General features: G+C 69.2%; 12 protein-coding genes. 8 read left to right on the forward strand and 4 right to left on the reverse strand.

Annotated features, from left to right (window positions below):
• Positions 1–114 precede the first annotated feature (114 nt).
• Positions 115–1,851 (forward strand): sigma-70 family RNA polymerase sigma factor, encoded by a 1,737-nt coding sequence (locus QUE79_RS25815; protein ID WP_350271580.1) that lies wholly within the window; start codon positions 115–117, stop codon positions 1,849–1,851.
• A 13-nt stretch (positions 1,852–1,864) separates the two neighbouring features.
• On the opposite strand, the gene QUE79_RS18105 is transcribed toward QUE79_RS25815, so the two are convergent.
• Positions 1,865–2,533 carry a LuxR C-terminal-related transcriptional regulator gene (locus tag QUE79_RS18105; protein ID WP_286344283.1) on the reverse strand — a complete coding sequence of 223 codons (669 nt, stop codon included), beginning with the start codon at positions 2,531–2,533 and terminating at the stop codon, positions 1,865–1,867.
• Positions 2,530–3,738: an ATP-binding protein gene (locus tag QUE79_RS18110; protein ID WP_286344284.1), complete on the reverse strand. Its 1,209-nt coding sequence runs from the start codon at positions 3,736–3,738 to the stop codon at positions 2,530–2,532. The genes QUE79_RS18105 and QUE79_RS18110 overlap by 4 nt, the downstream gene beginning before the upstream one ends.
• Positions 3,739–3,852: 114 nt before the next feature.
• Here QUE79_RS18110 and QUE79_RS18115 point away from each other — a divergent pair, with 114 nt between their 5' ends.
• From QUE79_RS18115 to QUE79_RS18125, 3 genes are read left to right on the forward strand one after another with little or no spacing between them, the layout of a single operon-like run.
• Positions 3,853–4,716, forward strand: coding sequence for a PspC domain-containing protein (locus QUE79_RS18115; RefSeq protein WP_286344285.1), 864 nt, complete (start codon positions 3,853–3,855; stop codon positions 4,714–4,716).
• Positions 4,695–4,970: a hypothetical protein gene (locus tag QUE79_RS18120; RefSeq protein WP_286344286.1), complete on the forward strand. Its 276-nt coding sequence runs from the start codon at positions 4,695–4,697 to the stop codon at positions 4,968–4,970. Before QUE79_RS18115 ends, QUE79_RS18120 begins: the two co-directional genes overlap by 22 nt.
• Before the next feature lie 58 nt (positions 4,971–5,028).
• Complete coding sequence (locus QUE79_RS18125; protein WP_286344287.1) at positions 5,029–5,364, forward strand: hypothetical protein; 336 nt, start codon at positions 5,029–5,031, stop codon at positions 5,362–5,364.
• A 30-nt stretch (positions 5,365–5,394) separates the two neighbouring features.
• Here the strand turns inward: QUE79_RS18125 and QUE79_RS18130 are convergent, their stop codons facing one another.
• Entirely contained in the window at positions 5,395–5,748 is a 354-nt protein-coding gene (locus QUE79_RS18130; RefSeq protein WP_286344288.1) for a VOC family protein, read from the reverse strand.
• A 58-nt stretch (positions 5,749–5,806) separates the two neighbouring features.
• On the opposite strand from QUE79_RS18130, the gene QUE79_RS18135 reads away from it, so the two are divergent.
• Positions 5,807–7,918 (forward strand): GNAT family N-acetyltransferase, encoded by a 2,112-nt coding sequence (locus QUE79_RS18135; RefSeq protein WP_286344289.1) that lies wholly within the window; start codon positions 5,807–5,809, stop codon positions 7,916–7,918.
• Positions 7,915–8,742, forward strand: a complete 828-nt coding sequence (locus QUE79_RS18140; RefSeq protein ID WP_286344290.1) for a hypothetical protein — start codon at positions 7,915–7,917, stop codon at positions 8,740–8,742. The genes QUE79_RS18135 and QUE79_RS18140 overlap by 4 nt, the downstream gene beginning before the upstream one ends.
• Positions 8,743–9,618: 876 nt before the next feature.
• On the opposite strand, the gene QUE79_RS18145 is transcribed toward QUE79_RS18140, so the two are convergent.
• On the reverse strand, positions 9,619–10,599 hold the full coding sequence (locus QUE79_RS18145; RefSeq protein ID WP_286344291.1) for a glycosyltransferase family 2 protein: 981 nt from the start codon (positions 10,597–10,599) through the stop codon (positions 9,619–9,621).
• A gap of 55 nt (positions 10,600–10,654) precedes the next feature.
• Between QUE79_RS18145 and QUE79_RS18150 the strand changes: the two genes are divergently transcribed.
• Positions 10,655–12,265, forward strand: a complete 1,611-nt coding sequence (locus QUE79_RS18150; RefSeq protein ID WP_286344292.1) for an endonuclease/exonuclease/phosphatase family protein — start codon at positions 10,655–10,657, stop codon at positions 12,263–12,265.
• Between the two features lie 46 nt (positions 12,266–12,311).
• Entirely contained in the window at positions 12,312–15,077 is a 2,766-nt protein-coding gene (locus tag QUE79_RS18155) for a bifunctional glycosyltransferase/CDP-glycerol:glycerophosphate glycerophosphotransferase (protein ID WP_286344293.1), read from the forward strand.
• Position 15,078: the final 1 nt, after the last annotated feature.

Below are 15,078 nucleotides of genomic sequence, written 5' to 3' on the forward strand. Positions count from 1 at the left end.
TTTCTCCCACCGGCGCGTACAGTCCACCTGACGGACGCAAGTCCACCCGACGGGCGAATCTCCGCCGCTCGTTTCCCCTTCCGGCCCAGACCCTGCCGACGACGACAGGATCACATGACGGTGCAGGGCCACCCAGCCGCGACCGCGGACTCGACTGACGACTTCCTCGCGAGAAGTGCATCAGGAGACCAGGTCGCGTTCGCTGCCCTGTACGACTGCACCATTCCGCGGGTTCTGGGCATCATCACGGCCGTCCTGAGGGATCCTGCGCAGTCCGAAGAGGTCGCCCAGGAGGTGTACCTGGAGGTCTGGCAGCACGCGCCCCGGTTCGACTCGGCCAAGGGCCACGCGACGACGGTCATCTTCACGCTCGCGCGACGCCGGGCCATCGACCGGGTGCGCGCCTCGCAGGCGTCGCGCGACCGCGATCTCACCGTCGGTATCCGCGACAGGGAACAGCCGTTCGATCACGTGGCAGAGACCGTCGAGACATCGCTCGAATATCAACGCGTCCGTCGCGCGATGGAGCGCATCACACCGGCCCAACGCCGCGTGATCGAACTCGTCCACGACGAGTACCTGGACCAAGCCGCGGTGGCCGAGCGACTGGGGATCAAGGTCGGGACAGTGAAGACCCGGCTCCGTGACGGTCTCATCGCCCTGAGACGAGAGCTGACGACGAGCGATGAACCGGAGGAGGCCTCCTCCCCGCGAACCTGCGGCAGCGACGCCGTTGAGGTGCGGCCCTCGTGGCCGTCCAGGGCGTGGCGCCCGCCGCCGAGCACGAAGCCGACGCACCGCTTCTGGCCGCGAAAGCGCGATGAAAAGTGCTGCGGCCAGCGGTTAGGATTCCTTTTCGGGGGAAAGATGTCTCACACGCGGGCTCGAAGCCGAGCCAATTCACTGCCGAGGTCGGTTCGGCGACGCGGACTCGCGGCGGTCGGTCTGGCCGGTGCCGTCGTGATCCTGCTCACCGGGTGTATCTCTATCGGCCACGGGGCCGACTCGATCTCGAAGCGGCACCATTCCGCGTCCGCACGCCCGACGGCGACCGCGTCCGACTCGGCGTCCGCCTCCGCCGACCCCGGTCCTGAGAGCGGCTCGGCGTCCGCTGAGCCCGTCGCCCCGGATCCCGCGAACTCGCGACCGGCCACGCCCGAACCCGTCGCGACGCCCGTGCCGCGGCCCACGCTGACGGCCGTGCCGCGCGGAACCGTCGTGGCCGAAGGCGACGTCGCGTCACCGAAGGGCAGCATCCACTTCCACTACCGCATGGTCGCCGACGGCGACAACACCTACTCGGCCCAGTACTCGGGCTTCACGTCCACCCTGCCCGTGCCCGTGTCGGCGACCCTCATCGACATCGCACCGAAAGTCGGCGACGGGCTGACCTACCACGGCGTCGGCGACCACCGACTCGGCGGTCCGACGACCACGGCCGCACCCACCTCGACGGCCTCGCTCGGCGGATCGGGCCAGCCGTCGTACCTCGGCACGCTCGTGACCTACTCGTCGGCGCCCTCCGAGAGCGGCGTCCCGACCGAGATCGGGCCGAACAAGGTCCTCGCCGTCACGTCCATCCGGTGGTCTATCCCGGTGCGCCAGTCGAACGTGCATCCCGTCGACCACGGAACGCGGCCCTATGCCGCCGGCGCTCTCACCGCCACGACGGCCAGGGGCACACCGAAGCAGTACCGCGTCGCCACGGGCGACACCACGGCCGAGGTGGCCGCGCGCTTCGGGATCTCGACCGAAGACCTCATCTGGTTGAACGCGAATCTCGAGGTCTTCGGCGACCAGCAGTACCTGTACGCCTCGACGACGCTGAATCTCGACCCCGACAGCCTCTGACGGCGCCGCGCGGTCAGAGCAGGCGGCGTTCGAGCGCCCAGGCGGTCAGCTCGTGCCGCGACGAGAGCTGCAGTTTGCGAAGCACGCTCGAGACGTGCGTCTCGACGGTCTTCACCGAGATGAACAGCTCGGTGGCGACCTCCTTGTACGCGTAGCCGCGCGCGATCAGGCGCATCACCTCGCGCTCGCGCGCCGAGAGCCGGTCGAGCTCGTCGACGGCCTCCGCCTGCTCGCCGGCCGCCGCACCGAAGGCGTCGAGCACGAACCCCGCCAGCCGGGGCGAGAACACCGCGTCACCGCCCGCGACGGCCCGAACCGCAGCACTGACCTCGGCCCCCGAGCTGCCCTTGGTGATGTAGCCGCGCGCACCGCCTCGAATCACTCCGACCACGTCTTCGGCGGAATCCGACACGCTCAGGGCGAGGAACCTCGTGGACGGGCAGCGACCGGCCGTCCGCCGGAGAACCTCGGCACCGCCACCCCCGGCGCCACCGGGGAGGTGCACGTCGAGCAGGACCACCGTGGGCGTCTCGGCCACGATGGCCTCCACCGCGGAGTCGACGTCGGCCGCCTCGGCCAGGACACGAAGGTCAGGATCGAGGTCGGCTCGGAGGCCCGAGCGGAAGATGGAGTGGTCGTCGACGATCACGACCGAGATCTCGCTGTCGTGCTGGTCGCTCATTCGTCCTCGCTCCGCTCCAGGTGGAGGTGCACCTCGGTGCCGATTCCTCCGGCGCCCGGACGCACCCTCGCCGCGCCGCCGGCTCGCCTCATCCGCCCCATTATCGACTCCCGGACCCCGAGGCGGTCCTCCGGGACGTCGTCGAGAGCGAAACCTGCGCCACGGTCTCGAACGAACACGTCGACCGAGCGCGCCGCGCTCTCCAGATAGACGGAGACGTCGCCTCCGGCGTGCCGCGCAGCGTTCAGCATCGACTCCCGCGCCGCCGCCGCCACCTCGCCGGTGCCGAGTTCGGAGGTCTCCCCCACGACGACGACCTCGATCCGCACCGGGTAGTCGAGTTCGAGGGCCGCCGCGAAGTCGCGGAGATCGGCCGCCAGGTCGCGCTCGACCGCCTGGGCTCCGGCGTAGAGCCAATCGCGCAGCTCGCGCTCCTGCGCTCGCGCGATCCGGGCGACCTCGCTCGACGCTCCGGCGCGGTTCTGGATCAGCGCGAGGGTCTGCAGCACCGAGTCGTGCAGGTGGGCCGCCATCTCGGCTCGCTGTTCGTCGCGCACCTGTTCCGTGCGCCGAGCCGCCGTCTGGCGGCGGAGCGTCAGCGCCTCCGGGCCGATCGCGACGGCCGCCGCCGACGCCGCGGTCACGACGACGAGCAACCAGAGCCACCCGGCCCCCGGCTGCAGTGAGATCAGGGCGACCAGGAACGCGAGGACGACAAGGCCGCAGCCCACGCCGACGCGTTGCAGGAAGGCCGTTCGGATCGCCTCAGGATCGAGAGGCACGTCGACGTAGCGCGACCAGGCGATCGAACCCAGCGCGAGAGCGATGACGAGAGGAACGGTGAGAGCCAGGATCGACGTCGACCCGGTGAGCAGGATGGCCACGAACGACAGCACCGCCAGCGCCGCTGCGAGGTCCACGAGCAGCGTCGGGACGGGAACACGCCGCTGCACCGGCGCCTCGGCGGAGGCCGAGTCGCGGCCCTCCGGCGTGCGCAGCGGAGTCAGAGCCCACAGCCACAGGTAGAGCAGGATCCCGGCCCCGCCGGCGAGGTTGGACAGCGCGAACGCCCAGCGCACCCCCGCCACCGACCAGCCGAGGTGCTCGGCGAGCCCTTCGCTGACGCCGCTGACAGCGCAGTCGCGCGGACGCGTCATCCTGCGCGCCCCCGGCGCCCGCGCGCCCGACCCTGCCGTTGTGCTCACCAGAGCATCCAACCATCCTCGTGCGCCCCCGACAGCCCGGAGGGACGGATCTCAGGGTCGGCTCAGGGCGATACCTGATAGCGGCGACCTCCGAGCACGCGCCACCATCGGAGCATGTCAGAGAACACTCCTCCCACCGCCTCGCCTCGGCCCGCCACAGCACCCGGCCAAGGCTTCTTCGACTGGGTCCGCCGACTCGGTGTGAGCCGCGGCGACGCCTGGATCGGCGGCGTCTGCGGCGGTCTCGCCGCGCGATTCGGCATCGACCCGATCATCGTGCGCGGGATCGCCGTGGTGGTCGCCCTCCTCGGCGGCCCGGCGTTCCTCCTCTATGCCCTGGCCTGGCTGCTGCTGCCCGACGCCGCGGGCAGGATCCACCTCGAGAGCCTCATCCGGGGCGTCTTCGACGCCGCGACCGTCGGAGTCATCGTCTTCGTCCTCTTCGCGTTCCTCCCCATCGCTCAAGGCGTCTGGTGGGTCGCGGGGTGGCCGTTCGGCGGCTCGTCGGGCTGGCCGGAGTCGCTCGGAAAGGTGTTCTGGAGCGCCGTCGTCGTCGCCGCGATCGTGCTGCTGGTCGTCTGGGCCTCGCGCAGGGCGGGCGGCTGGGGCGCCTCCGGGTGGGCAGGGCCCTCCGGGGAGAAGGCGACCCAGGATCCTGCGTTCCCCGGAACGGGTCAGGAGACCGGCCCGAACACGGCCGGCTTCGCGCCCACTGTCCCCCGACGGCGCCGATGCCCCCGATGCAGGGTGCCGCGCCCGGCGTCGTCGACGACTGGCGCGCGCGTCAGGCCGAGTGGAAGCTGCAGTACGACCAGTGGAAGCGGCAGCAGGCCGACCTCTCGCGCGATCTCCGCGAGCAGCGCACGGCCGAGTCGGCCCGCCTCCAGGCCGAGGCTCTCGAGCGAGCTCGACTCGACCGCCTGGCCAACCCGCGGACCAGCGGGCCCTTCGTCGCCATGTCGCTCGGCGTCGCGGTGATCGTGGGTGCCCTGGCGTCGTCGATCGCCTGGAGCGCCCTCGGCATCCGCGACTTCCAGACCGCGTTCGGATTCGCCGCTGCCACCGGGGTGGTCGGTCTCTCGATGGTCGTCGCCGGTCTCCTTCGACGCCGCAGCGGCTTCCTCGCCTTCGTCGCGATCGCGCTCACCCTCGTCACCGTGCTCCTGCTCACCGGACGAGCCTTCGACACGTCCCTCTTCGACGGCCTTCCGTCGTTCACCTTCTCCTTCTGACACCCCCGCCGGCCCCTGACACCGCCGCCCGGCCACACCGACCAGAGAGGTCCCCGCCATGACCGACGAGACCCAGCCGACGAATCCAGCCGACGACCCGACGGCGCCCGACACCGCCGCCACCCGACCGATGCCCACCTCCGGCACCGTCTCCCACGAATCGTCGACGCCCCGCATCCGCTGGGCCGGCGTGGTCTGGGGCGCCCTGTTCTGCGCCTTCGGAGTCGTGTCGATGGTGGTGCTGTCGACGCCCGCGAACCGCCACGCGTTCACCTCGTGGGTGAACGGCCTCGGGCCCTCGGGCGCCGGAGTCGTGGCCCTGGTCGCCGTCGGGATCCTGGTCCTCCTCCTCGGGATCCTCGGCGCTGCAGGACGCGCCCAGCGACTGCGCTGAGTAGCCGCGGCGACGGGCGGCCTATGGGTGTCAGCCCGCCGACTCCCACAGCTCGATCGGCAGTCCCTCGGGATCGTGGATGCGCGCGAACCGCCCGAAACCTCCGGCATCCCACTCGGGCCGACGCTCGACGGCGATCCCTTCGGATTCCAGCCTCGCGACGAGCTCGTCGAGGTCGGTGACGCGGAGATCGAGCATGAACGACTGGTTCTCGGCGAAGTAGTCGCTCTCGGCAGGGAACGGAGCGAACACGGTCGTGCCCGCCTCCTGGCTCCAGACGCGGTCGGCGCCCGCTTCGATCCCGAGGTGGTCCCGGTACCACGCCGCCCTCGCCTCCGGATCGACGCTGCGGAAGAAGACTCCGCCGATTCCCGTCACGCCCACGGCGCACCTCCGCTTTCGTCCGATCGGCTCCGAAAGCCGTCCGGCGGCCCACCGCCGATTGACGGCGACGATAGCACCGGCTGCGGTTCTCCGACTTCCGCAGCGCGCGCCCGAAGCGACACGTCGGGGCGACCTGCCAGAGTGGGGCGATGATCCAGGACGCCCTCGCAACGGCTCGACTCTCGCTCGTCCCGCTGAGCGACGATCACCTCGACTTCGAGGTGGCTCTCGACGCGGACCCGAGCGTCATGCGCTACCTCGGCGAGGGGTTCCCCGCGGCCGTGACGAGGTCGAACGCCGCCACACCGAACGTCTCGCGTCGGCGAAGGACGGCCTCGGCTTCTGGGCGGGCTTCGTCGACGGAGAGTTCGCCGGCTGGTGGCTGCTCGAAGCGACGCCGGACGACGCGCGAGGACCCGCCGAGGTGGGTTACCGCCTTCTCCCGGCCTTCTGGGGTCGGGGGCTGGCTTCGGAGGGCGCGGCGGCGCTGCTCGACCACGGCTTCCGCCGGCTCGACCTGCCGAAGATCTTCGCCGAGACGATGGCGGTCAACACGGCGTCGAGGGCCGTCATGAGCCGCCTCGGCATGAGGCACGTCGCGACCCGCGGGGAAGGAGCCGTCGGCGCCGTCGAGGGCTCTGCGCAGGGCGTCGTCGACTACGTCATCACGCATGCGGAGTGGCTCGCCGGCCGGGGCCGGCCCGCAGCCGTCGAGCGCGGCATCGCGCAGCCGTTCACCGGCGAGCAGATCGCCGGCACCATGGTCACCGTCGGCTCTTCCGACCCGGACTGGCCGCGGCAGTACCGGAGCGCGGCGGCCGACCTCCTGGCCGCCCTCGGGGCCAGGATCACGGCGATCGAGCACATCGGCAGCACGGCGGTTCCCGGGTTGGTCGCGAAGCCGATCATCGACATCGCCGCTCGGGCGGCCCCGGGCGTCGACCCGTTCTCGCTGCACGACGCGATCGACGCCCTCGGGTACCGTCCGCACACCGCCGGCCCGAAGAACCACGCCGTCTTCGTGAAGAGCGCGGGTTCGGAGCGCAGCCACCTCCTGCACGTGTTCGCGGACGACCAGTGGGACACGTGCAACCAGCGCCTGTTCCGAGACAAGCTCCTCCACGACGAATCGGCCAGGCGTCGCTACGCCGAGCTGAAGGTCGCTCTGGCGTCGTCGGCGACCGACGGCAAGCAGTACACGGCCGGCAAACGGGCTCTCGTCGAGGAGCTCCTGCACGAGGAGCAGGCCGCCCGCGGCCTCCCCTCACCACCGCCTGGGAGAAATAGGCGACAGCGCAGGTGCGCGCCCTCCGCACTGCGGAACGGAGCCTCGCCCTATCGTGGACGGATGCGGCACCTCCTCCGACTCGACGATTTGCGGCCGGACGACCTCGGGGCCCTCTTCGAGCTGGCCGATGCCTACCGGCAGGGCGCGGGCCCCACGACCACCGGGGCGGCAGCGCTGTTCTTTCCGGCGACCAGTCTCCGCACCCGCGTGTCCTTCGAGCGCGGCGCAGCTTTGATGGGCCTTCAGCCGATCTCGTTCCCGCCCGAGACTCTCGACAAGCCCGAGTCCCTCGACGACGTCGCCGGATACTTGGCCGCGTGGGTCGACGTCCTGGTCGTCCGGCACCCCGACCTTCGTGTCCTCGAGGGCCTGGCCGAGTCCGACGCCATCCCGATCGTCAACGCGATGACCGACGACAACCACCCCTGCGAAGTCCTCTCCGACCTCTACGCTCTGGCGCAGACTCGCGATCCGCGGCGACTCCGGTTCCTCTTCGTCGGGGCGGACGGGAACATCGCCCGCGCCTGGGCCGAGGCCGCTCGGGCCTTCGACCTCGACCTCGTACAGTGCTGCCCAGAACGCCTCGCCACCGCGGGCGTCGCCTGGACCGACGACCTGCCGTCCGCGGTCGCCCGGGCCGACGTGATCCTGACCGATTCTCCCGGTGCGCACGGAGAAGAACTCGAGGCGTTCAGGATCACCGGCGCCCTCCTCGACCGAGCTCCCTCCGGCGTGCAACTCGCGCCGTGTCCCCCGTTCCAGCGAGGACGCGAAGTCGGCCTCGACGCCCTCGCGAGCCCCGCCTTCGTCGGCTACGCCTTCAAGGCCACCCTGCTGCCCGTGCAGCAGGCCGTCCTCGCCCGATCGCTCGGTCTCGGGTGACTCCGCCCACGGAGGCGCCCGGCGACACGGGGCGCCGGGGCGAACGGCCGACGGCGGACGTGCTTCGCGCGTTCGGCGCGGCGGCTGTGCCCGAACTTCTGGCCGGGGGCCGCGGCCTCACGTGGCGCGCGGGCAACGTCGTGCTGCGCCCGGCCGGCGAGGAGGACGAAGCGACCTGGAAGTCCGAGACGCTGTCGGTGCTCGCGGAGTCCGACGACTTCACCGTGCCCCGGCCTCTTCGCACCGCGGAGGGCGCGTGGGTTCGCGACGGCTGGGAGGCTCTGGAGTGGATTCCCGGAGACGCTGATCCGGCGCGCGTCGACGACGTCGTGCGAGCCGGGCTGGCGTTCCAGCGAGCGATCGCGGTGACGACTCCACCGGCGTTCATCTCAGCGTCGACCGACCTGTGGAGCCGTGCCGACCGGATGGCCTGGGAGGAAGACCGTCTCCCCCGACACGAGCTGCTGCGCCAGGTGGCGGAGGAATTCCGGCCCGTCGAAGCCCGCTCCCGGATCATCCACGGCGACCTCCTCGGCAACGTGCTGTTCTCGGCCGGACGGCACCCGGCGATCATCGACTGGGCGCCGTACTGGCGACCGCCGGGCCTCGGGGCGGCGATCGCGGTGGCGGATGCCGCCTGCTGGCACGGCTACGACCTCGTCGGTCTCGCCGACGACCACGGCATCGCGGAGTGGCGCCAGTTGCTGCTGCGCGCGCTGGCATTCCGGATGGCCACGCAGCATCTGCACGAGCGCTGGGATGACGACTTCACCGATCGCCACGCGCCGGTCGTCGCTGCTGTCGTCGCCCTGCACGAGAGCTGACGGATTAGGCCCTGCCGACTACCGGCCGCGCCGATCAGCGCCGCAGGCGAGAGGCGACTCGCCCGAGAAGCCCGCGCAGGGCGGGAGCGCGACGATCGACGAGGAACACCCAGCCACGTGCGCGATCGCTGAGCGGCTGGAGCTCGTGGTCTGCGGGAAGCGGAGGCAGAGGCATGCGAGCCGTCACGACGGCGTGATCCTGCGATTCGATCGACGGCCCAGCCGTGAAGCGCACCACGACGGCATAGCGCCCGGGCGCCGGCAGATCGTTCGTCGAGATGCGTGCGTGCCAGCGATCACCGTCGACGACGAGGTCGAGCGAGGTCTCCGTCTCACCCTGCAGCGCGAGGCTCGCGCCTTCGACTCCCTCGGGCCAGGGCAGCGGCCCGGAGAGCGCCAACGTCGACGGTGTCGCATCGACGGTGTCGACGACCAGAGGCACGGCCCGGCGAACCAGCGACACGCGACGGACGGCCGCGGCCTCGCCCGACCGCACGGCGGACAGCATCCAGCGCAGGATCACTGATTCCACCGTCGAACCATCGAGGGCCGTGACCGAGGCGGTCGCCGCGAGCGCCGTCACCGTCGTCTCGAGAGCAGCGACCTCGGCGAGGGCCGCGTCGTTCGCCAGGGCCGTGAGCGGCCCGTCGACCAGCAGGGCCCCGACGTCCAGCCCGCCTGCACCGCTCTCGTCGAGGGCGACGAGAGCCTCCGCCCAGGCGCGCAGGCCCGCCGCATCGAACTGTCGGGAGGATCTCGCCGCTGCCGCGGCCACCGCGAGCTGCCGGGCCTCGTCGATCCTGCCCGCCTCGACGAGGGCGACGAGCGCGCGCCGATCGGCCGTGGCCGTCTCGAACCCGTCGCGCGGCACGGCGGCTACGAGCTCCGCGAACGCACCGAGCACCGCAGGGTCGGCCGCCTGACCCGCCGCCAGCTGCGTGAGGTAGCCGCTGAGGTGCACCCAGCCGTCGGCGTCGAAAACGAGTCGGGAGTACTGCTGGGTGACGCCGGGGTCGCCCAGCGCGGCCACGCGGCCCGCGCAGGCCAGCTCCTGCTCGAAGTAGAGGCGGGCCGCGATCTCGGGGGCGTACCGGCGGTCATGGACGTCGACCCGGGGCGATCGCGGTAGAGGTACACGCAGTCGGGTACCACGTCGATGGCGGTCGCCAGGGTGAACGCACGGGTCATCGGCAGGATGTCGTCGGTGCGGGCGATCTCGGGAAAGGCCAGCGAGTGGTCGTCCCAGAACGAACGCCGGAACATGCGGTTCCACGCCGCGCGCCCGCTCACCAGCGACGGGAGGTCGACGGGCTTCGCTCCGACGACATGCGTGTCGAAGGGGTACCAGCGCGCGGTCGGGCTCCACGTCGACGTCGGCGAGAACTTGAGGTGGTCGCCGATGGCGAAGTCCGAGCCGCTCGACTCGAGGGTCGCGACCAGCGCCGCGTACGCACCTCGCGGGACCAGGTCGTCGGCGTCGGCGAAGACGAGGTAGCGCCCGGTCGCCAGGCCGACACCCGTGTTGCGTGCGGCTGCGGCTCCGGTGGTGTCGGCGACGTGGTGCAGGATCCTGCCGTCTCGTCTCGCGTGCTCGGCCAGACGCTCACCGGTGCCGTCCGTCGAATGGTCGTCGACCACCACCACTTGGAGTTCGTCGCCTCCTTGCGCGAGGACGCTCGCGAGGAGCTCGTCGATCCAGGGCTCGACGTCGCGTGCGGGAATGACGACGCTGACGAGCGGTGCGGTGTCGATGGGATTCTCCTCGGTGGGCGGTGCGGGCGTTCGCGTTCGATTCTGTCGCATCGGCGCCCCGGGCGGCGCTGTACCCCGTTCGAGGTTCTGGCGTACCCCCGTCATTCTCTTTAGGCTCAGGGCTCAGCACATTCTTCATCTACTGAAATCGGGTTCATAGATGCTCCATGTCATTCGCCGCGCCTCCGTGACGCTGGCTCTGGCCAGCGCGCTCGTCGCGATCGCCATCACCCCTGCCCAGGCGGCGAGCGCTCCGGCGCGCGTGAGCGGCCTCGTGTCGAGCACCCAGAACTGGGCTGCAAAGACCGTGCTGATCAAGTGGAAGGCCATGGCCGGCGTCACGTACACGGCGAAGTACTCGACGTCGAAGTCCTTCACGTCGGCGACCTATCGGAACACCACCGGCGCAGCGGCGAATCTGACCGGCATTCAGCCCGGCCACACCTACTACGCCGTCGTGCGCGCCGTGAAGGGCAAGTCGGTCGGCGCGTACTCGACCACCATGTCGTTCTCGCTCACGCCGGGATACACCGGCCTCTTCTCCTCCGTCGCCGCGAAGCCCGCCAGCAACGGCGTCACCGTCACCTGGGGCGCGGCGCCCTACGCGACCGACTACCGCGTCGTCTCCTCCGCCGGCCCCAACCCGAACCGCCGCCCCGACTACTGGGCGCCATCGACGAGCGCCTGGTTCTCGGCGTTCGACCCGGTCACGAAATCGCGGACGATCACCGGGAGCGACGCCAACCTGACCAAGACGGCCTACGGCAACCCGATCTACGCGCACGTCGAGGCCAGGAGCACGATCAAACCGTCCACGCACACGCGCGACTCGAAGCAGGTCGTCGCCTGGCCGACTCCGGTCGCACCCGACAAGTCGGCTCTGCCTGTGAAGTTCGGGAGCTACAACGTGGAGTGCGGTGGATGTGAGAAGTCCGGTACTCCGAAGTGGCCCACCCGCGGCCCGTTGGTCGCCCAGAACGTCACCGCCCAGAAAATCGACGTCCTGACCGCCCTCGAGGCGAGCGGCGACGCCGACAACAACAGCAAGACGGGCTGGAACGAGATCTACCTCGACCTCGACAAACGTCTGGCGAACCTCACGCTCACCGACACCGGTACGGCGCCGAGCAAGCCCAATCAGGGCAACCGCATCTACTACAACCCGGCGAAGTACACGCTCGTCGGCAAGGGGTGGCTCCGAGGAATCCACGACTACAGTCAGCCGGCCGGCTCACCCGACCTCAACACGCCGTGGGCCGAGCTCCAGTCCAAGGACGCCACGAAGACCACGTTCATCGTGGTCGCCGCGCACTACGGGATCCCCACGACGACGAACAAGAACACGCGCAAGAACCAGCTCGGCCAGGATTCCGCCGAACTGCTCAAGGCGCTGGCAGCGGTGAACACGAGCAAACTGCCCGTGATCCTCGGTGGCGATTTCAACGACAACCGCTATCCCGAAGGCCGCACCGATGGAGCTCAGCCGACCCTCATCCGCGGAGGCTTCTACGACTCGTCGGCGGCGCTCGCTCGTCACGGGACGACGCGGTCGACCTACAACGACTCGCTCCCGCCGGTCAAGCAGCCAGGCGACCCGAACGGCGACGGCCAGCGGATCGACTACATCCTGACCCAGGGCTTCCAGGGAAGCGACCAGTTCACGAACAACTACATTCCGGTCGGAACGAACGGGAAGCAGATGACCACCGTTCCGTCCGACCACAACCTGATCGACGCCAGCCTCCACGTGCCCGCGAAAAGGGTGAGCTGACCGAGACGGGCCCGCTGTCGGTCGGCTGATAAAGTCGGCGGCACCCATGACCGAGAAGCCTTTCACCGTCGCCGCTGTCATCGCGACGTACAACGTCGCCCGCTACCTTCCCGATTTCCTGGCTTCGCTCCAGCGCCAGACGATCGGTATCGAACACGTGCAGCTCGTGTTCGTGGATGACGGGTCGACCGATGACGGTCTCTCGATCCTGCGCGCCTGGGCTTCGGGGCGCGAAGCCCACGTGACAATCATCACGCAGGAGAATCAGTGGGTCGCCGCTGCCCGCAATGCGGGGCTGCCGAGCGTCGATGCCGACTGGGTCACCTTCGCCGATCCCGACGACGTCCTGGACGACCGATACTTCGACGAAGTGGTGAAGTTCATCGAGCTCCACGGCGGTGGCGACATCGCCCTCCTCGCCGCCCACCAGATGCGTCTCACCGACGACGGCGCGCTGACCGACACGCATCCGCTTCGCGCCAAGTTCGGAAAGAAGTCCCGGATCGTCGACCTCGAGCTCGAGCCCGTCATCCAGATGAGCGTCAACTCCGCCTTCTTCCGGGTCGACGCGATTCGATCCGCCGGGGTTGCATTCGACGGCCGCGTGAGGCCGGTCTTCGAAGACGCCCACTTCATCGGCCGCTACCTGCTCCAGACCGGCGGGCACGTGCTGGGGCTCATGTCGTCGGCCAAGTATCACTACCGGATCCGCTCCGACGGCTCCAGCCTCATGCAGACCTACTTCAACCGCCCGGAGAAATACACCAGTGTCCCCCGGTACGGGCACCTCGATCTCCTGCGACTGGCCCAGTCGAAGGGCGGCGTTCCGCGGTGGCTCGAAAACCTCGTGCTCTACGACCTCTTCTGGTACTTCAAGGATGAGCGCGGCATCTTCTCCCCGACCGCGGCTGCGCCGGAGGAGGTCTTCGACGAGTTCCACGAACTCGTCGGCGAGGTCGCTTCGATCTTGTCGGCCGACTCCATTTATGCCTTCAGCGTCATGTGGGTGGAGGAGGCCATCAAGCTGGCGCTCACGGTCGGTTATCGCGACCCCTCCTATCGCAGCGAGACAGCGTCTCTCGACCGCGTCGACGAGACACACCAGCTCGTCGCCCTGAGCTACTGGTTCACCGGGGACCTGCCGGACGAGCTCTTCACCGTCGACGGACGCCCCGTCGAACCCGAATACGAGACGATTCAAGATTTCGTCTTCTTCGGCCGTGCGCTCGTGCGCCAGAGGCATGTCTGGCTCCGCCGGGGTGAGGCGACGAGCGTCACCGTCGACGGACGCCGCCTGCCCATCGACATCGAACAGCGCCTCGTACCGCTCGAAGTCCTCACGTTCCGGCAACTGCGACCATTCATCCTCACCCAGCGAGAGGGCGGCCTCGAGCGCTTCGAGGCGGGCGATCAGTCGATCGGACAACGCCTGCGTCTGAAGGCGGAGGCCCGACTCCGCCTCGCCCGCGAGGCCCTCCGGCCCGACAATCGTTTCGACCGCAAGCTGGAGTGGGCCCTTCGCTCGAAGAAGACGCGCGAACGGTTCGCCGACGCCTGGGTCTTCATGGACCGAGACACCGACGCCAACGACAACGCCGAACACCTCTATCGCCACGTCTCGAAGACGCACCCCGAAATCAACTCCTGGTTCGTCCTCGAACGAACCTCGCGAGATTGGAACCGGCTGCAGGCCGAAGGTTTCCGACTCGTGGAATACGGGTCGTTCGACTGGTACCTCCTCCTGTTCCATGCGGAACACCTCGCCTCCTCCCACATCGACCAGTACGTCGTCGACCCCTTCCGAGAAGATCGCTACGGAAAGCGCCGGTTCAAGTTCACGTTCTTGCAGCACGGGGTGACGAACTACGACATCTCCCGCTGGGTCAACACCAAGCCGGTAGAGCTGTTCGTCACGGTCACGCCGCAGGAGCGCGACACGATTGCGGGGACCGGTCAGTACGTCTTCTCCGACCGCGAGGTGCTCTTGACGGGATTTCCCCGTCACGACGCGCTGCTTCGGAAGCGGGCCGCGTCCAGTGAGCGCGATCTGATCGTGGTAATGCCGACCTGGCGAAAGAAGCTCGCAGGCGAACAGGCCGCAGGCTCCAATGAACGCGCGAAGAACCCAATGTTCATGACGAGCGAGTTCGCGTCCAACTATCAGGCACTCCTTCGTTCGTCGAAGCTGCAGGGACTCGCAGCACGCTCGGGCAAGAGACTCGCGTTCATGCCCCATCCCAATATTCGCCCGTATCTCGCCGACTTCGACCTGCCCCCTCACGTCGACATCCTCGACTTCGCCACGAACAACGTGCAGGACGTTCTCGCTCGGGCAGCGGGATTCGTGACCGACTACTCCTCCCTCGCCTTCGACGCCGCGTTCCTCGACGTTCCGGTGATCTACTTCCAATTCGACAGCGAATCGTTCTTCGATGGCACTCACGTCGGTCGTCGCGGAACCTTCGACTACGCGCGAGACGGTTTTGGTCCGGTTGCTACGGACGTCAAGGGGTGGAAGCAGCCATCGAGAGAATCGGTGCCGTCGACTTCTCGTCCGAGGATATCTATCGGGCTCGTGCCGGTGCCGCATTCGTCACTCGCGACGAGCACAGTTCCGAACGTGTGTTCCAGGCCATGCGTGCGCTCGACGGCGGCCCGCGGCCCGTTGGACGCAGCGCCGAGGCTGGCGCTCCTAATGACCGGCAAGCAGAGGCCTCCTCACCATGCTGATAATCTCGACAGGCACGATCACCCGAGATGCACAAGAAAGATGGTCCTATGTGGGGTCGGACGACTCTCCCGAAAAGTGTGAC

This window comes from Frondihabitans sucicola (assembly GCF_030296615.1).
Classification (GTDB): domain Bacteria; phylum Actinomycetota; class Actinomycetes; order Actinomycetales; family Microbacteriaceae; genus Frondihabitans; species Frondihabitans sucicola.